Source organism: Sulfitobacter sediminilitoris (assembly GCF_010667575.1).
GTDB classification, from domain to species: Bacteria; Pseudomonadota; Alphaproteobacteria; order Rhodobacterales; family Rhodobacteraceae; genus Sulfitobacter; species Sulfitobacter sediminilitoris.
Map to the genome: position 1 here is coordinate 37,346 of NZ_JAABNT010000008.1, position 16,950 is coordinate 54,295.

Here is a 16,950-nt window from a genome sequence, read left to right on the forward strand (position 1 = left end):
TTGGGAGCCAGCAGCGGAGGAATTCATGGCCGACATCACGGTATTTGCAGCGAAAAAGATCATCACCATGGACCCCAACAGGCCCGAAGCCACCCACGTGGCCGTGTCTGAGGGGAAGATCCTCGCCGTGGGCGGCGCGGATTGCGCCGATGCCTGGGGGCAGGTGACGCACGATGACAGCCTTTCAGATCATATCCTGATGCCGGGTTTCGTCGAAGGGCACGCGCATATGATGGCGGGCAAGATGTGGGATTTTGCCTATGCAGGCTATCATGATCGGATTGATCCCAAAGGCACCCTTCACAAAGGGATGACCACCATAGACGAGGTGATCGCCCGTCTGAAAGAACGTGCCGCTGCGTTGCCACCGGGTGAGCCGTTGATTGCCTGGGGCTTTGACCCGATTTTTCTGCCGTCGGAGCGGCTGAACCGCCATCATCTGGACGATGTCGCCGCGGACCGGCCGATCGCGGTGCTTTTCTCGAATTTTCATCTGATGTGCGTGAACTCGGCGGCGCTGGAACTGGCGCAGTATTCGGAACAGAGCAATATCGAAGGGGTCATCAAGGGAGACGATGGGCAACTGACCGGGGAACTGCAGGAAATGGCGGCCATGTTCCCGGTGATGCGGCGGGTGGGCCTGGATTTCAGAACTTTGTCTCAGGGTGAAGACGCATTGCGATCCTACGCCGACGTGTGCCGCAGGGCCGGTATCACGACCGTAACGGACCTGTATTCGTCTATGGAGGAAGAAGATCTGGATGTCATGCTGCGTGTAACATCAGCCCCTGATTTCGGCATTCGTATCGTCCCGGCCCTTGGGGCCACGGGACAGCAGCCAGAGGCGCTCGCCGCGCGCGCACTCGCGCTCAAGGCCAAATCGACGGACAAGCTGCTGCTTGGCGCTGTCAAGCTGATGACCGATGGCTCGATCCAAGGATGGACCGGACGTGTTAAATGGCCGGGCTACGTGGGTGGACAGCCCAATGGCATCTGGAATTCCACGCCGGAAGAGATTTTCGCGCTGTGCGAAGCGATGCAGAAGCACGGGGTGCAGATGCACATCCACGTCAACGCTGATGAGGCCTCGGAGGTGTCGCTTGATGCGTGTGAGGCGGCGGCGCGCAAACATCCGTGGCCGGGGGCACGCCACGTGTTCCAGCATTGTCAGATGATGGGACCGGACCAGTTCGCCCGTGCACGGGAACTGGGGATCTGTACCAACCTTTTTGCCAATCATATCTGGTACTTTGGGGATCAGCACGTTGCCTTAACGATCGGGGAGGATCGGGCAAGCCGGATGGACGCTGTAAGGTCTGCCTTGGACGCTGGGGTGAACGTCGCCATCCATTCGGACGCGCCGGTGACCCCGATGGGGCCACTATTTACCGCATGGTGTGCTGTCAATCGCAAGACGATGTCTGGCCGGACCCTTGGGGAGGCACAGAAGATCACCGTAGAGGAGGCCTTGCGTCTGATCACGCTGGGCGCTGCCTTCACACTGAAACTGGATGATGAGATTGGCAGCATAGAAACAGGAAAGATCGCTGATTTCGCCATTCTGGGAGAAGATCCGCTGAGTGTCGCTCCGGACGCGCTCAAGGACGTGCCGGTTCTGGGTACGGTGTCGGGCGGACGGGTTCTTTTGGCATGAACCAACTGCCGCTGACGGTTATCAGCGGGTACCTCGGGGCGGGAAAAACCACCCTGATCAATGCCTTGCTAGCCGATCCTCATGGGCTCCGCCTGATGGTACTGGTCAATGATTTCGGTGCCATCAATATCGACAAGGCGCTGATCGAGGCCGAGGATGAGAACGTCCTTGCGCTGACAAATGGCTGCGTGTGCTGTACCATGGGCGCTGATCTGTTCATGGCGCTGGGTGATGTGCTGGACCGCACTCCGCAGCCTGATCATCTCATTATTGAGGCAAGCGGCATCGCAAACCCCAAAGCCATCGCGAACACCGCCATCGCTGAGCCTGATCTGCGTTACGCGGGGATTGTTACTCTGGTTGACGCGTTGAATATCACAGATCTGCTGAGCGATGCTTTGGTCGCACCACAGGTGCACGAACAGATTGCGGCGGCAGATCTGTTGATACAGACAAAACGGACCGATAGGGATCCTCAACTTGACGCTCTTTTCATCAAGAACGGCTTGCAACTGCCTGAAATAATTGAGCCAAATGTCATCTCTCTACTGACCTTGGATGTCAGCGCGCCAAAGACAGGCCCAACTGAGGCACGTCATCCTGACTACGTAAGCTGGCATCACCGCTCAACCGACATCATCGCCCATGACCGGCTGATTTCTGCGATAGCACATCGACCGGAGGGGCTTTACCGAGCGAAAGGATACGTTCGGACGGAACAAGGCAGCTTTGCATTGCATATTGTCGGCAATCATTCAGACCTTGGCCCCGTGTCTGAAGTATCTCGAACCGAGGTCGTCGGACTTGGGGTCGGTCGCCGGATTACGCGTGAAGACATTCAGAACTGGTGGCTGCAGTCTGTCGCATCTTCGATTTGATCGGTTGAGCCTGATTAAATCCAATGAATTTGTGCCGGTAGGAGATGGCTTAATCCTGCATTCATTCTTCTGATCCATATGTGTCGGCATCGGCCTCACGCATTGCCCGTTCGGCTGGTGTATTATGAGCAAAGCGGGAACGCGAAATGCACAATGACGCAGGGCCCCTGCCTTTGCAGAATATCCATTACGTTAAAAAGAAGGTCGTGATCGTTGACGATTCACGCACGATAAGGGGATTGCTGCGGATCGTTCTGGAACAAGACTCCCGGCTTGAGGTCGTTGGCGAAGCCGACAGCGCGGCAACCGCGCGGGAGGTGATAAAGCAGACAGACCCGGACGTCATCACACTTGATATCGAAATGCCTGGCATGAATGGACTGGCCTTTCTTGAAAAGCTGATGTTGCTGCACCCGATGCCGGTTGTGATGATATCCAGTACCACGCAAAGCAATTCCGAAGCGACAATCACAGCGCTGTCTCTGGGGGCGGTTGACTGTATTTTGAAGCTAACATCCGCTGCTGATGAAGGCGCTTGTCGGGAAATTTCCCGCAGGGTTTTCTCTGCGGCTTGCAGTACCGTACAGGTTTTGAGCAAGGCACCTGCCATTCCACCCTCACCGCTAAGCCAGAAAGCCAAGTCAATGCCGATCATCCTGATCGGGGCCTCCACGGGTGGGGTTGCAGCACTTGAATGCGTATTGGCGGATTTACCTGCAAATGGTCCGCCTGTGGTCATCGTACAGCATATGCCAGGGGCGTTTCTGGTCAGTTTCTCCCAAAAGCTGAACCGGCAGTTGCCTCAGGATGTCGCCCTTGCCCGCGAGGATGAGCTGTTGGGTTATGGTCAGATCAGGCTGGCCCCCGGACTTGGCCGACACACTGGCGTGAACAAGTCTTCGGGTCGGTGGCGGTGCCGATTCTCTACGCCCTCGGAGGGTGATTTGCATTGTCCATCCGTAGATGCCCTTTTTCAGTCAGCTGTCCCCTTCAGCCGGGATGTGGTTGCCGTGATACTCACCGGACTGGGGCGTGATGGTGCCGATGGGATGCTGAACCTGAAGCAGTCAGGCGCCCTGACACTGGGTCAAGATGCGGACAGTAGCGTGGTCTACGGTATGCCACGTGCTGCATGGGAGGCCGGTGCGGTGCGCGAACAATTGCCGCTGTCTCAGATCGGCGCGGCCACCAACCGCGCTGTTGAGGAGCACGCCAAGCGATCAAGGGGCAGGGACTTATGAATCAACCTCGTCTCGTGATCACTCAGGGTGAGTATTGCACAAGTGCGGACCCGAACGCGACCATCTCGACCCTATTGGGGTCATGTGTTGCTTGTTGCCTTTGGGATCCTGTCGCCGGGGTTGGTGGCATGAACCACATTCTGCTTGCCGCAAGATCCAACAGTCCGGCCACGGCTTCAAACCTGTTGGGCATCAATGCGATGGAGCTGCTGATCAATGACATTCTGAAGCTTGGTGCATTGCGCAGTCGTCTGTTATCAAAGGCCTTTGGCGATGCGCAGATGGTCACCGGGTTGTCTGATATTGGGCCTGAAAACTGTGCCTTTGCTTTGGAGTATCTTGAAAGCGAAGGGATTGAATGTGTCGCAAAATCGCTTGGTGGCAACTATGCACGGCAGGTCGTTTTCACGCCTTCGACTGGTGCCGTGCGCGTCAAGGCCCAGCAGCGCCTTGAGGTCGAGGCACCGCCTCCGCCGGCGGAGCCTTCTTCAGGCAATGGGCTTGAGTTGTTCTAGATTTGCTTGCTGGTCTGGGTGACGGGGCTGGCCGACCTTTGTTAAAACAGATCGACGTCGCCGATTGCCGCCCGATTCAATGGTTGCACGTGTTGCGGCGCGGATGCGTTCAGCAAATGTTTTGTCGCATCCAGCCGCAGTCTGGAGGCAATATCGAGAGACATTGCTCCTGTGCAGTCTTGCGACAGCAAATGTGACAAAAGTGCCAAGTCTTCGAGCGACTGACGGATGAAATCCAATCGTTGCAATCTGGTGATCCCAGCGGATGGCTTTGTTAATTCAGCCCCCAATTCCTCACCGATCACATGCTCGATGGCGTGCACATCACTTGCCAATACGTCCAGCTGATCAGACATCCGGCGCATCAGGTCTGGCAATGATAATGCGGTTGAACCTTCGCTAATCAAAGCCTGCCGACCACGGCCTCAATACAATTACGTAGGTCATCGGGTTGAAATGGCTTTTTGAGGTAGTTGTTCATCCCCAGTTTCTTGCCGTGATCAATGATTTGCTGTTCCGCCCGCTCGGTGATCAGCACGAAACCAACCTTCTGTGTTTTAGGGGACGCGCGCAGATAGTGCAGCAATTGCAGGCCATCCATTTCCGGCATGTTATAGTCCGAGATTACAAGATGTGCGGGTTTGCTGGCCAGTGCATGCAAAGCCTGCTTGCCGTTCTCGGCTGTGGCAACATTGCGCACGCCAAAAGCGTCCAAAGCCTGTGTGATCAGGCCGCGACTGGTCGACATATCATCCACCACCATAATTCGAATTTGATCGCGCAGTGCCATGGGTAAGCATCCTTGAAAAAGAGAAAGTCTTGTTTGGAACGGTCTTCAGCGCACTTAAGGCGCTTGCGGTCGGTAAGTTGTCGGACCTGTACACTCGAAACCAAAGGTGCCGGGCTCTGAAATTCGCTCCGAATGACCAAGAAATAGAATCCCGTCAGGGGACAGAGCTTCACGAAAACGTGGCCAAAGGCGGGACTGGGTCGCGGCGTCGAAGTAGATCACCACGTTTCTGCAAAAGATCACATCGAAACGCTTGGTCATTGGCCATGCTGACAGCAGGTTCAATTCATTCACGCGGATCATATCCGATAGAATTGGACGGACTTTGTAATGGGGCTCGGTATCGTCCGAGTGGTCCTTAACAAAGTACTTCGTCATCATCCCTTCGGGTACCCCGCGCATGAACCGCTCAGGGTAGATGCCGTTGCGCGCAAATTGAACCACTTCGGGATCGATATCCGTGGCAAGAATTCTGATGTCCAGTTTCGCAGCGTCTGGGGTATGCTCCAAAAGACTGATGGCGGCAGAGAGGGCTTCTTGGCCATTGGAACAGCCCGCCGACCAGATCCGCATCGCGCCACCCGCGCGCAAGGCAGGAAGCCTGTTTTCGAATTCCTGAACCAACGTATCGAAGTGATGATTTTCCCTGAAAAAGTGGGACACATTTGTTGTCAGAGCAGAGATCAGATGCCGTCGTTCTGCCTGTCCTGCTTCTGATCGCAGCAAATCGCTGTAAGCGGTGAAGCTGGATAACCCCAGGTCTCGCAACCGGTGCCGGAGCCTAGATCGGATCATCGAGCTTTTTTCTTCAACCAGAGTTAAGCCGCTTTCGCGGTATGCAAGATCTGCAATCGCGCGGAAGCTTGCCGGGTCCAGTTCTGCTGAGCCGTGTACCTCTGAATTCATGCCGCAACGCCTTCAAGCACGTTGATGGTTGAGGCCAGATCAAGGACGCGGATCATCCGCTCATCTATCAAGGTAAGCGCGCTGACCACTGCTTCCGCAATGTCCGAGGATAGTTCTGGCGGGGGCTGCATGTCTTCTGGTGACATAGCCACGATGTCAGATACGGCGTCGACCAAAAGCCCGGTCATCGTCTCTTCCAGCTTGACGACAATGATCACGTTGCGCGCGTTCTGCTCGCGCTTTGGCAGGCCCAAACGCGCCGAAAGGTCCATCACGGGCAGGACGGTGCCGCGGAGGTTGATGACGCCCTTCATGTAATGGGGGGCATGGGGCAGGGGGGGTGCGTGGGTCCACCCCCTGATTTCCCGGACTGACAGGATATCGAGGGCGTATTCCTGCTCGGCGATGCGAAAGGTCAGCAGTTCAATGCTGTCGGGTCCTGTCTGTGTGCTCATGCGGAAAGACCTTCTGACGAATAGGCGGGGGAGGTGCGCGGCATGGGGCCAGCGTTTGCGATGATGTCTGAAGGATCAAGGATCAGGGCAATTTGGCCGTCACCCAGAATGGTCGCGGCAGCGATGCCCGGAGCGCGGTGAAAACTGTCATCCAGCCCCTTGATCACGACTTGTCGCTGGTCCTGGATATTGTCGATCACCAGTGCTGCTCTGCTTTCATCCTCTTGGGCGGTCAGCAGGGCAACGGAGCCTTCGAAATCTGTCACCGGCTCCCGGTAACCCAACGCGTGCCCTAGATCGAACAGGGGCGTGAAGCCGCTGCGAACCTCGATTACATTATGGCCGGGCCGCAGCATTTTGACGCCCTCATTCTCAAGGGTGAGTGTTTCGACAACAAGGTTGAGCGGCAGGACGAGTGTTTCTCCGGCCACCTCGACCACCATGCCATCAAGTACGGCAAGCGTAAGGGGGAGCGAGATTGAAAAGGTGGTGCCTTTTTCGGGTTCAGACGTGATGGTAATGCGCCCGCCCAAAGCCTGAATGGCCGTACGCACCACATCCATCCCAACGCCACGGCCTGACAGGTCAGAGACTACGGATGCAGTTGAGAACCCCGGCAGGAACAATAGGTTATCTATTTCGCTATCACTGAGGTTTGCGTCGGGTGCGATCAATCCCTTGTCGATTGCGATCTGCAAAACTTTTGGGCGGTTGATGCCAGCACCGTCATCCGCGATCTCTATCACCACACGGCCCGACCGGTGCGCGGCCGTGAGGTTCACACGCCCCTGCGGTTCCTTGCCTGCTGCGATACGGTCGTCCCGGGATTCAAGTCCATGATCGACCGCATTTCGGATCATATGTGTCAATGGATCAGCCAGCCGTTCAATCACGGTCTTGTCGACTTCGGTCGCCTCTCCGAATATTTGCAAGCGTACGTCCATGCCGACCGCAGCAGAGGCCTCGCGCACGATCCGGGACATGCGCTGAAAGAGTGATTTCACCGGCTGAGCCCGGATCATCATCACGGAATCCTGGATGTCTCGGGTCAGCCGCTGGAATTCCTCCAGACCGCTCATCGCGTCGGAATGCGGCGAAATTCCTGATTGTTCAGGGCTCTGGCTGAGCATAGCCTGATTGATCACCAGCTCACCTACGAGATTGACAAGCCGTTCAATCCGGTCGAGATCGACGCGGACGACGGATTTGGCGGCAGGGGCGGCCGCTGGCTTTGCCGACTTGTCTTTGACCGGAGCTCTTTCTGCTGGCGTTGTCTCTTCTGTCTGCTGTTCATACGCCAAAGATGCCGGCGCACTTTGTGGGGCAGGAAAAGGAGCGCTGCGAGATTCTGGCGGTGGTCCAAGCGTTTCAGGTGGCGTGATTTCCGGCAGATTATGAGGGATGTCCGAGTGATTTTGATCCGCATGCGCAGGACCATTCCCCGCAGCGATTTCAAGCGTGCAGAGCCCCTCGACAAATTCGAAGATGGATCTTATTTCCCCTTCGTCAGCGTCAGTAGCAAGGTTGATTGTCCAGCTTAGATGAGGCAACTCTGGCGTCAGGTCGGCCAAGTCAGGTAGTTCGGAAGCGTCACAAACTACTTGGGCTTCACCCAGATCCCCCAGATTTCGCAGCAATAAAGATGGTTCGTTCCCGGTCTCAAAAAGTTCTGCTTTGGGGGTGAAGACGATCGTGTAAGTCTCAGAGGCACTGTCATTTTCAGTGTTGAAGTCTGGTGGTGGCGGTAGGTCATCAAGCGAAGGGAACGCGTCACTGTCTTCGCTGACGTCGTCTCCATTCAGATCAAGATCAAGCGCCAACCCCATTGGTTGAAAGTCAATATCTTCCTCGGCCGCCTCCTCTTCAGGCGGGGTGTCTCCCAGAAAGGCATCCAGTGCTTCGAGCAGTTGAACGGTTTCTTCTTCAGGCAAGGGCGCCTCATCGCGGCTGATCCGGACAAGATCTGATAAGTGGTCGGCTGCCTGGAAAAAGACCTTCAGCGCGTCGGGGTCGACCAGCAGACGGCCTGCGCGCACTTCATCCAGAACGGTTTCGTACCGGTGGGCAAACCGTACCAGCGCTTCAAGGCCGAATGCGCCTGCACCGCCTTTTATGGAATGAACTGCCCGAAAAACGATGTTGATGGTTTCGGGATCATCCTCACCTTCATCCATCATTTGCAAACCGTCTTGCAGTGCTTCAAGCAGTTCCTCGCATTCGATAAAGAACGAAGCGCGGATTTCGGCCATTGGATCAGTGGTCATGACGCGTCTCTATCCTGCAACCATCTGAAGCGCTTTGACCAGTTTTTCGGGGTCAAATGGCTTCACGATCCACCCGGTCGCCCCGGCTTCACGCGCCCGCTTCTTCAGCTCGGGGGCGGCCTCTGTCGTAAGCATAAGAATGGGGGTTGAGCGGTGTTTGCTTTGATCACGCACTGCGTCAATAAAGCCGAAACCATCCATTCGCGGCATGTTGATGTCCGTGATGATGGCGTCCGGTTCAATCCCGCTCAGGACTTCAATTCCGTGCACACCATCGTCGGCGGTGTGAACGGTGAACCCCTCAGGAAGCAAAGCCAGTTTGATCAAGTCGCGCATCGTCCGGCTGTCGTCTACTGCAAGTATTTCAAGAGTCATACGCTGCCCTCCGCCAAGCTTTTGGGCGTAAAACCCATTGATTTCAGCTGTGCCAAAACGGTGTCCGGTGCATTGATGATCTGGAAAGATCTGTTTGCGGCCTTGGCGCTGCGGGCTGCGGCGATAAACACCTGCAGGCAAAGGGCACCGATCATCGTCACCTTCTCAAGATTTACGATGACGTCATGATCTGCGACAGACTGAAGCTGATCGTGAAGAGCAGACGCAGCTGTCAAATCCAGCTTACCTTCGGGCATCACGGGATCAGTCATCAGACATCGCCATCGGCAAGGAACAGGCAGGGGTCATAGAAAGGCTCCGCATCTGGTTGGATGCGCAGGTTCTAGGGGGAGGCCCGTTAATTCTGAGTTACTGCGTTGCTGTCTGTGAGCACTTTTTGTGCCGCAAGTGCGGAATGTCAAAAAGGGGCCTGCATTTTGCAAGCCCCCTTAACGATGCTTTGTCAGGTCGCTGTGTTATCCGCGGCGGCGTCCACCGGTGCGCCCGGCACGGCCACGGCCTTCCTGACCGGCTTTCGGAGCGACCTTATTGAACTTGATCCATTCGCCGCCATGCGGGTCCCGGTCAAACAGGAAGTTTGCGGCGCGGATCGCTTCCATTTCCTTGCCGGGCCGCGGCTTGGTAGAGCCGAGCCCGAAAAGCTGCACGAATACTTCGTCGTCCATGCCTTCGGGCAGCACAACACCGAGCGCATCCAACTCCGCTTTCTTTTCAGCAATCTTGGCCGCGTTTACCGGCAGGGCCACCGGGTTCATGATGGCCGAAGTCATCCCGGCACCCATTGCCATCGGCAGGAAGGCATTGTTGATGCCATGGCGGTTGGGCAAGCCAAAAGAAATGTTGGATGCACCGCAGGTAGTATTCACACCCAGTTCCTCGCGCAGGCGGCGTACCAGCGTAAAGACCTGATGGCCTGCGGTGGCCATGGCCCCGATTGGCATCACCAAAGGGTCCACCACGATATCATGGGCGGGGATGCCAAAATCGGCGGCCCGTTCCACGATCATTTTCGCCACGGCGAACCGGACATCCGGGTCTTCAGAGATGCCAGTATCATCGTTTGAGATGGCGACAACCGGCACGTTGTATTTCTTGACCAGCGGGAGAACCAGCTCCAGACGCTCTTCTTCACCTGTGACAGAGTTGAGCAGCGGACGACCTTCGCAGGCTTCCAAACCTGCCTCAAGTGCGCCTGGCACTGAGCTGTCGATGCAGATCGGTGTGTCAGTGACCGCTTGCACACGCTTGATCAACTCCGGCATCAACATCGGCTCGACAAAGTTATTGTCGGCATAGCGGGGATCTTCGGACATCTTGTTCGAGAACACCGCACCAGAGTTCACATCCAGAACGGTGGCACCCGCATTGGCCTGGGCGACGGCATCAGCCTCTACACGAGAGAAATCGCCGCGCTCCAGCTCTTCGGAAAGGATCTTGCGACCCGTTGGGTTGATCCGCTCACCGATGACGCAGAACGGCTCATCAAAGCCGATCACGGCGGTTTTGGTTTTGGATTCGATGATGGTGCGGGTCATTTCAGGTCCTTGGTTCAGGCGTTTGCAGGAACGGCAGAGGTGCCGCCGTTTTCAATTGCCCAGTTGGCGTTGGTCTTGATCCCGCCAAGCGGGAAGAAGTGCACGTTGGTGATGTTGAAGTCGGGGTTCGCGGCCTTGTGTAGAGCCAGTTCCCGGATGACGTCGGTTGGCTCGTAGGGCAGCAGCAGCTTGGTCACATCCATCGCGCGTTTCTGCAGCACTTTCAGTGACGGGCCCACGCCGCAGGCAATGGCGAATTTGATCAGGGTCTGCAATTTGGCAGGACCGGCGATACCGATGTGAACGGGCAGGGAGATCCCGGCTTCTTTCAAGCTGTCAGCCCATCCGATGATTGGCTTGGCGTCGAATGCGAACTGCGTCGCGATCGCCATCTCGGCATCGGTGCGGGTCTGGAAGTCGTTCTTCCATTTCAGCGCAGCGTCGACGTTCGCGGTGCCGGTTGCGTCGATATCGCGGTTTCCCTCAGGGTGGCCTGCCACATGCAAACGGGTAAACCCTGCCTCATCAAAAAGCCCTGTTTCCATCAGTTGCATGGAATCGCTGAACTCACCGAGAGGCTGCGCCACACCACCGGCCAGCAGCAGCCCCTGGCGCACGTCCGCTTCGCCCTGATAGCGGGCGATCCAGTCGGCCAATGTCGCGCGGTCCTTGATGATCCTTGCGGGAAAGTGCGGCATAACCTTGTAGCCGTCGGCATTTAGTCGTTTGGCTGTGGCGACCATCTCCTCGATGGGCGTGCCTTCGATATGAGCGATGTAGACGCGGGTGCCTCCGGGCAGCAATGCGCGGAAATCCTCGACCTTCTCGGCGGTGCGGGGCATTACCTCGATGGAGTAGTCCTTCAGTAGGGCTTCAATCTCTGCCCCTGCAATCGGGGCGGCAGGGGCTTCCTTGCGGCGGAAATTCAACAAAGCCATGATGGTATCCTTTATCATGTGGCTCCGGGCCTCAGGCCCAGCCGTCGTTTGCAATCAGCGCTTTTATGCGCTCACGGTCATATTCTGCGTCCAGACGGGCCGCTTCGGCGTCTGCCACTGCGTCTGGTTCTCCCTCGACGGGAAACGGCTCTGCTTTGCGCCATTCAGCAAGATAGGCATCCGTATCCTCGGCCCCCACTTTCATTGCCGCCCGGTCAATTGCCTGCTCAAACCGTTCCGGCAGTTGCCGCTTTGATCCGCGCCGGCCTTTGCCAACGATGACCTGAGCGGGGATGTCGCGCCAGTAAACGATTGTGACGTCGGGCATTGGAGTGATTCCTCGGCTTTGCTTTCAACGGTGTCTAACGGGTGAGGCGTCTGGCTCAGTGCCGTTTTTCGACCTGCGGGACTTCATCCGCGACGTCCCTTACCTAGCGGAGCCGGTGACGGCCTTTAAGGGGTCGGAAGGGTCAAAATATTCAACATCGTCGTGAGGTGCAGCGCATGCTTGCCAAATGCAGGCTTCGACTGACTACGACCAGCGGCTTGCTCTTGGCAGCACGCCTGAAGACCTTGCTTTTTGAGTTTGATATGTGCCTTTCGCAGATCCACGGCGGGCTTCGGCGGATGTCCTCAACAGTCTTAGACACGGCACAGGAAATGTCTCTTGCGCGATACATCGTCTGCGTTAGCCGAATGATGCCCCCTGTGCAGGTTTGATCCTGCAATATCGCGCCACCTATCTGGCATTCCGATTTTCGCCTTCCTGCAACACCTTGGCGCTTGCGCGAACCCCTTTCCGCCACTACCTTAAGGTCAACTCGATATGAAAGGCGCGAACCATGGCGCCACAGCGTCCCAAAGGTGCGGGCGCGCTCGACAAGGACAACATACCGGCTCTGAGCCCCGCGCCAGTTCCGTCCAGATCGTCCGAGCTATATGCGGCCCTCGATCTGGGCACAAATAGCTGCCGCATGTTGATCGCTCAGCCCAAGGGGAGCGGTTTTCACGTGGTAGACAGCTTCTCGAAATCCGTCCAATTGGGGGCGGGGCTTGAGAAAACCGGGCGATTGTCGCGCGGATCAATGGCGCGTACCGTTCAGGCATTGCGCATCTGTCAGCAAAAGCTCAAACGCAACAAGGTCAGTCGTATGCGGCTGGTCGCAACCGAAGCCTGCCGTCGCGCACTGAACGGCGAAGAATTCATGCGCCGTATTCAGCGCGAGACTGGTCTGCGGCTAGATATCATCAAACCGGAAGAAGAAGCGCAGCTTGCCGCGATTTCCTGTGCGCCTCTGGTCAACCGCAAGACTGAAAACCTGTTGGTGGTGGATATCGGCGGTGGTTCAACCGAACTGGTATGGATCGACATCTCGAAAGTACCCAAGAGGGAACGCGCACAAAGTATCATGCGCCTGCATTCCGGGTTCAAGCAGGCCGCGTCAGACGTGCCATCCGCAAAAGTGGTCGACTGGATTTCAGTGCCTCTTGGGGTCGCAACATTGCGCGACCAGTTCAACGACGTCGAAGACGATGCGGCCCGCTTTGCGCTGATGAGTTGGTTCTTCGAAGAAAATCTTCAGGATTTTACTCCGTATCAATCGGCCCAGCCGCAAGAGCGGTTTCAGATTGTCGGGACTTCCGGCACCGTGACTACGGTCGCGGCGAGCCATTTGGGACTGAAGCGGTATGACAGGACCAAGATCGACGGGTTGCGCATGACATCCGAGCAGATTGACAAGGTGATCCATTCGTATCTGGCGATGGGTCCGGGAGGTCGGCGTGCGGACCCCCGGATCGGGTCGGACCGCGCGGCCCTGATCATGTCTGGTGCGGCCATCCTGCAGGCGTTGATGCGCTGCTGGCCAACCGACCGGATGAGCGTCGCAGACCGCGGTCTGCGAGAAGGATTGCTGTATGCACAAATGAGCGCGGATGGCGTATTGGAAGAGGGGGTCAGCTGATGACCAAGACACCGACAGGTAAAAACACGTCCGGACGTGGGCAGCGTGAACTCAAGGTCAAGGTCAAATCCGCCCGTGGCCGCAAGCTGAGTTCGACCCGCTGGTTGCAACGGCAGCTGAACGACCCCTATGTCAAACGGGCGCAGGCCGAAGGCTATCGCGGGCGCGCAGCCTACAAGATTATGGAATTGGACGACAAGTTCCGCTTCCTCGTACCTGGTGCCCGGATCGTGGACCTGGGTGCGGCCCCCGGTGGCTGGTGTCAGGTCGCGGTCAAACGCTGCAACGTGCTGGGCGAGCGTGGCGGCAAGGCTGTTGGTACCATTCTTGGGATCGACCTGCAGGAAATGGAACCAATTGCAGGTTGCGAATTGCACCAACTCGATTTCATGGAGGATGACGCAGACCTCAAGGTCAAGGAATGGCTTGGCGGCAAGGCAGATGTGGTGATGTCCGATATGGCGGCCGCGTCTTCGGGGCACAAACAGACCGACCACTTGCGTATTATCGCGCTTTGTGAGGCGGCTGCTTACTTTGCCTTTGACGTGCTGGACGAAGGCGGCACTTTTGTTGCCAAGGTGCTGGCCGGTGGCACGGAGGGCGATTTGCAAAAGCTGCTCAAACAGCGTTTCACCAAGGTGGCCAACATCAAACCACCGGCGAGCCGGTCTGACAGCTCTGAAAAGTTCGTCGTCGCCACCGGTTTCCGTGGCGATACTGACGACTGATCCGATTTACCCGTCCTTAAAATGTGAGGCCTAGTGTGCCGTCGCACGCGGTGGCTGACGCCGCAAGTCTCACATTCGAAGGAACTCTCATGCTCAGATCAACACTCTTCGCCCTTTCCGTGCTGGTGGCGCCCGTGGCAAATGCCGCCGATGTTCCCCCGGCGATGTCTCAGTACATTTACGATGACCTGATGACCTGGATTAACGACACACGGATTGTCGCAGCCGTCACGGCACAGAACAGCCAGACCAGCCGCCTCAGTCAGGATGACATCATCGCCCGCGATAATGCCTGGCGCGCCGAAGTCGGGCAATCCAGCACGCCGATGATCGACGGTGTGCTGAACGCGCCGCTGTCAGCGTTTTTGCGGGAACACCTTGAGAAATCGGGTGGCCGGATCACCGAGGTTTTCGTCATGGATGGCAAAGGGCTTAATGTTGCAGCAAGCGGTGTCACGTCGGACTATTGGCAAGGAGACGAGGCAAAGTTTCAGGAAACGTATTCCAAGGGCGCAGGTTCTGTTTTCATTGATGAAGTCGAACTGGACGAAAGCACCCAGACCTATCAAGGTCAGGTGTCCTATGCGGTGACAGATCCGGTCAGCGGCGCTGTTGTTGGCGCGATCACCGTGGGTTTGGACGCAGGCGCGTTCTTTTGATCCACTGACCGATTGAAAAAGGGGCGGTCCGCCGGGCCGCCACCCTCTGCTGTTCAGGCTTGGCGTCACCTGGTGTCATGTTGAGCGATCGCACCGCACGGGTGATCATCTGAGCCGCCGCAGCGTCGTCAAGATATTGCGCCGACGCCGCCTTGGCCTTTTCCGCCGGGCGCTGGCCCATCTGCTCTTGCCGCAAAAGGGCAAAGAACTTGGCGTGGCGTGTTGTCCCAAATCTATCAACGTTATCCATAAAGGCGCGGTCTTTCTTGGTAAGGCCGCTGAATTCTCAGGAAATTATGGCCCGACCAAGACGGTCAGGGGGCCATTTGGGGATATGCTCCACGAAACCGGCCGCGCAATCTGACGTTCTCTGACGTTCTCTGACGTTCTCTGGCGGTGTGCCGGCCGCGCATGTCATGGTCATGCGGGGGTCTTTGCCCAACATCAATTTCGGTGCTAAGCTTCCCCCATTAGGGGCCCAAGACCTCTCAAAACGCCTGATTGGGAGCTGGTTAATGTGCAACGACGTAACGAGTGGCACTGCAGTACCGACCGTACTCATCGACAATGATCGCACGCGCGTGACCGAATGGCGGTTCGCGGGACAGGGTGACAATACCGGTTGGCACCGCCATGAGTATGACTACATCGTGGTTCCAACGGCGGACGGCGTGCTTGAGATCTTAGATGCAGAGGGCAACATCACCCAATCAGAGTTGAAGACCGGAGTCCCCTATTTCCGCCAGAAAGGCGTCGAACATGATGTGATGAACGGCAACGACCGCGAATACGCTTTTGTCGAGATCGAGCTCCTCGAACCCTCAACGGCATGACCTTGTTTCCGACCGTACCCCATCCAAAGTTTTGCGCGCATTTCGCCAAGAAAACGAAAGGTACTCAGATCATCTTTTCCAAAGACAAGGGGGTAATCCGGACCGGATGACCATCCTGATAGGGTAGGACTATGGAATTCTCGACCGCCAATTGCAGCGCCACGGACAAAAACCGGATCTGGGCCCAGACACTGTCTGAGACCTATTTCCCGTTGTCTGCCGAATGTCACAACGTGTCAGAATTTGAAGGAACGCTGAGTTCATGGTCCCTTGGTATCCTTGGGCTCTCGCAGATGGAATGCGATGGCGTATTGTATCATCGCAAGCGGTCTCACTTTGCGAATGAAAAAGACAGCAGCCTGTTGATTACCATCCCTCACAAAGGCGACGTTCATTTCAAACAGGCGTCGCGGGACACCAGATGCGGCCCGGGTGGTTTTCTGGTTGAGCGTGGCGACATGCCTTATGAATTCTGGCACGGCAAACGCAACAAGCTTTGGGTGCTCAAGGTTCCAACAGCAAGTGTTCGGTCGCGGCTGGGTGCGACTGACCGGCTTGGTTCGCTGACCTTTGATGGCACCACGGGTGTCGGAGCCTACTTCATGGGGGCGGTACGCAATACCATCGAATGCATTGATGAGATCAACAGTGCTGGGCGCGATATGGCGGGCCAGCATCTGCTGGAGCTGTTGTGTCTGTCGATGCGCAGCGATGACCGTATTCTGGACAGCCACTCGTCGACCATCCGGGCTGCGCATCTGCAGCGCGCTGAACAGTTTATTCGGGACAATCTGGCCAATCCGAACCTGAATTCGCAGCTGGTCGCGGAATCCTGCGGGATATCGCTGCGATATCTGCAACAGCTTTTTGCCGAGAATGATCATTCAATCGTGGGATACATCCGCGACAAAAGGCTGACGCGCTGTGATGAGGCGCTCAAGATTGCGAACGACACGTCGACCGTTGCCCAAATCGCCCACAAGTGGGGGTTTTACGATCATGCACAATTCTGCAAACACTATCGCAAACGCTTTGGCTGCACGCCAACTGACACCCGCCGACAAAGCCGCAGCGACGCCATAACCGGGGGGTGATCCCCAACTAATCTAGGACGTCTCACGCTGAAGAACCTCCCTTTTCGGAGGCATGGCTTTGCTGTGCTTTGCAACTTGGGGATAACAAAAGGACAGGGAA

General features: G+C 56.7%; 20 protein-coding genes. 9 read left to right on the top strand and 11 right to left on the bottom strand.

The window, feature by feature from the left end; all coding sequences use genetic code 11:
• Window positions 1-25 precede the first annotated feature (25 nt).
• The 4 genes from GV827_RS13520 (at window position 26) to GV827_RS13535 (ending at window position 4,288) form a co-directional block, all read left to right on the top strand.
• Entirely contained in the window at window positions 26-1,654 is a 1,629-nt protein-coding gene (locus GV827_RS13520; protein WP_164354348.1) for an amidohydrolase, read from the top strand.
• Window positions 1,651-2,532: a CobW family GTP-binding protein gene (locus GV827_RS13525; protein ID WP_164354349.1), complete on the top strand. Its 882-nt coding sequence runs from the start codon at window positions 1,651-1,653 to the stop codon at window positions 2,530-2,532. Before GV827_RS13520 ends, GV827_RS13525 begins: the two co-directional genes overlap by 4 nt.
• A 146-nt stretch (window positions 2,533-2,678) precedes the next feature.
• Window positions 2,679-3,773, top strand: coding sequence for a chemotaxis-specific protein-glutamate methyltransferase CheB (cheB, locus tag GV827_RS13530; protein ID WP_164354350.1), 1,095 nt, complete (start codon window positions 2,679-2,681; stop codon window positions 3,771-3,773).
• Window positions 3,770-4,288 carry a chemotaxis protein CheD gene (locus GV827_RS13535; RefSeq protein WP_164354351.1) on the top strand — a complete coding sequence of 173 codons (519 nt, stop codon included), beginning with the start codon at window positions 3,770-3,772 and terminating at the stop codon, window positions 4,286-4,288. Before cheB ends, GV827_RS13535 begins: the two co-directional genes overlap by 4 nt.
• Window positions 4,289-4,329: 41 nt before the next feature.
• On the opposite strand, the gene GV827_RS13540 is transcribed toward GV827_RS13535, so the two are convergent.
• The 10 genes from GV827_RS13540 to GV827_RS13585 all read right to left on the bottom strand — a co-directional run bounded on the left by GV827_RS13540 (window position 4,330) and on the right by GV827_RS13585 (window position 11,900).
• The gene (locus GV827_RS13540; protein ID WP_164354352.1) at window positions 4,330-4,644 is read right to left on the bottom strand and encodes a hypothetical protein; all 315 of its coding nucleotides are present in this window, start codon (window positions 4,642-4,644) and stop codon (window positions 4,330-4,332) included.
• A 47-nt stretch (window positions 4,645-4,691) separates the two neighbouring features.
• Window positions 4,692-5,078, bottom strand: a complete 387-nt coding sequence (locus tag GV827_RS13545) for a response regulator (protein ID WP_164354353.1) — start codon at window positions 5,076-5,078, stop codon at window positions 4,692-4,694.
• A gap of 54 nt (window positions 5,079-5,132) precedes the next feature.
• Window positions 5,133-5,984 (bottom strand): CheR family methyltransferase, encoded by an 852-nt coding sequence (locus tag GV827_RS13550; protein WP_164354354.1) that lies wholly within the window; start codon window positions 5,982-5,984, stop codon window positions 5,133-5,135.
• Complete coding sequence (locus GV827_RS13555) at window positions 5,981-6,439, bottom strand: chemotaxis protein CheW (RefSeq protein ID WP_164354355.1); 459 nt, start codon at window positions 6,437-6,439, stop codon at window positions 5,981-5,983. Before GV827_RS13555 ends, GV827_RS13550 begins: the two co-directional genes overlap by 4 nt.
• A complete protein-coding gene (locus tag GV827_RS13560) occupies window positions 6,436-8,703 on the bottom strand; it encodes a chemotaxis protein CheA (RefSeq protein ID WP_235930361.1) in 2,268 nt (755 codons plus the stop codon). Before GV827_RS13560 ends, GV827_RS13555 begins: the two co-directional genes overlap by 4 nt.
• A gap of 9 nt (window positions 8,704-8,712) precedes the next feature.
• A complete protein-coding gene (locus GV827_RS13565; RefSeq protein ID WP_164354356.1) occupies window positions 8,713-9,078 on the bottom strand; it encodes a response regulator in 366 nt (121 codons plus the stop codon).
• On the bottom strand, window positions 9,075-9,350 hold the full coding sequence (locus tag GV827_RS13570) for an STAS domain-containing protein (protein ID WP_164354357.1): 276 nt from the start codon (window positions 9,348-9,350) through the stop codon (window positions 9,075-9,077). The genes GV827_RS13565 and GV827_RS13570 overlap by 4 nt, the downstream gene beginning before the upstream one ends.
• Window positions 9,351-9,554: 204 nt before the next feature.
• Window positions 9,555-10,634 carry a methyltetrahydrofolate cobalamin methyltransferase gene (locus GV827_RS13575; protein ID WP_164354358.1) on the bottom strand — a complete coding sequence of 360 codons (1,080 nt, stop codon included), beginning with the start codon at window positions 10,632-10,634 and terminating at the stop codon, window positions 9,555-9,557.
• Between the two features lie 14 nt (window positions 10,635-10,648).
• A complete protein-coding gene (locus tag GV827_RS13580) occupies window positions 10,649-11,590 on the bottom strand; it encodes a methylenetetrahydrofolate reductase (RefSeq protein ID WP_164354359.1) in 942 nt (313 codons plus the stop codon).
• A 13-nt stretch (window positions 11,591-11,603) separates the two neighbouring features.
• Window positions 11,604-11,900, bottom strand: a complete 297-nt coding sequence (locus GV827_RS13585; protein ID WP_164354360.1) for a virulence factor — start codon at window positions 11,898-11,900, stop codon at window positions 11,604-11,606.
• A gap of 514 nt (window positions 11,901-12,414) precedes the next feature.
• On the opposite strand from GV827_RS13585, the gene GV827_RS13590 reads away from it, so the two are divergent.
• The 3 genes from GV827_RS13590 (at window position 12,415) to GV827_RS13600 (ending at window position 14,923) form a co-directional block, all read left to right on the top strand.
• A complete protein-coding gene (locus tag GV827_RS13590; RefSeq protein WP_164354361.1) occupies window positions 12,415-13,536 on the top strand; it encodes a Ppx/GppA phosphatase family protein in 1,122 nt (373 codons plus the stop codon).
• On the top strand, window positions 13,536-14,264 hold the full coding sequence (locus GV827_RS13595) for an RlmE family RNA methyltransferase (RefSeq protein ID WP_164354362.1): 729 nt from the start codon (window positions 13,536-13,538) through the stop codon (window positions 14,262-14,264). The genes GV827_RS13590 and GV827_RS13595 overlap by 1 nt, the downstream gene beginning before the upstream one ends.
• Window positions 14,265-14,353: 89 nt before the next feature.
• The gene (locus GV827_RS13600; RefSeq protein WP_164354363.1) at window positions 14,354-14,923 is read left to right on the top strand and encodes a hypothetical protein; all 570 of its coding nucleotides are present in this window, start codon (window positions 14,354-14,356) and stop codon (window positions 14,921-14,923) included.
• Here the strand turns inward: GV827_RS13600 and GV827_RS13605 are convergent.
• Entirely contained in the window at window positions 14,889-15,173 is a 285-nt protein-coding gene (locus GV827_RS13605) for a hypothetical protein (RefSeq protein ID WP_164354364.1), read from the bottom strand. The genes GV827_RS13600 and GV827_RS13605 overlap by 35 nt on opposite strands.
• A gap of 265 nt (window positions 15,174-15,438) precedes the next feature.
• Here GV827_RS13605 and GV827_RS13610 point away from each other — a divergent pair, with 265 nt between their 5' ends.
• Both GV827_RS13610 and GV827_RS13615 read left to right on the top strand, forming a co-directional pair.
• Window positions 15,439-15,756, top strand: a complete 318-nt coding sequence (locus tag GV827_RS13610) for a cupin domain-containing protein (RefSeq protein ID WP_164354365.1) — start codon at window positions 15,439-15,441, stop codon at window positions 15,754-15,756.
• A 131-nt stretch (window positions 15,757-15,887) separates the two neighbouring features.
• Window positions 15,888-16,850: an AraC-like ligand-binding domain-containing protein gene (locus GV827_RS13615; RefSeq protein WP_164354366.1), complete on the top strand. Its 963-nt coding sequence runs from the start codon at window positions 15,888-15,890 to the stop codon at window positions 16,848-16,850.
• Window positions 16,851-16,950: the final 100 nt, after the last annotated feature.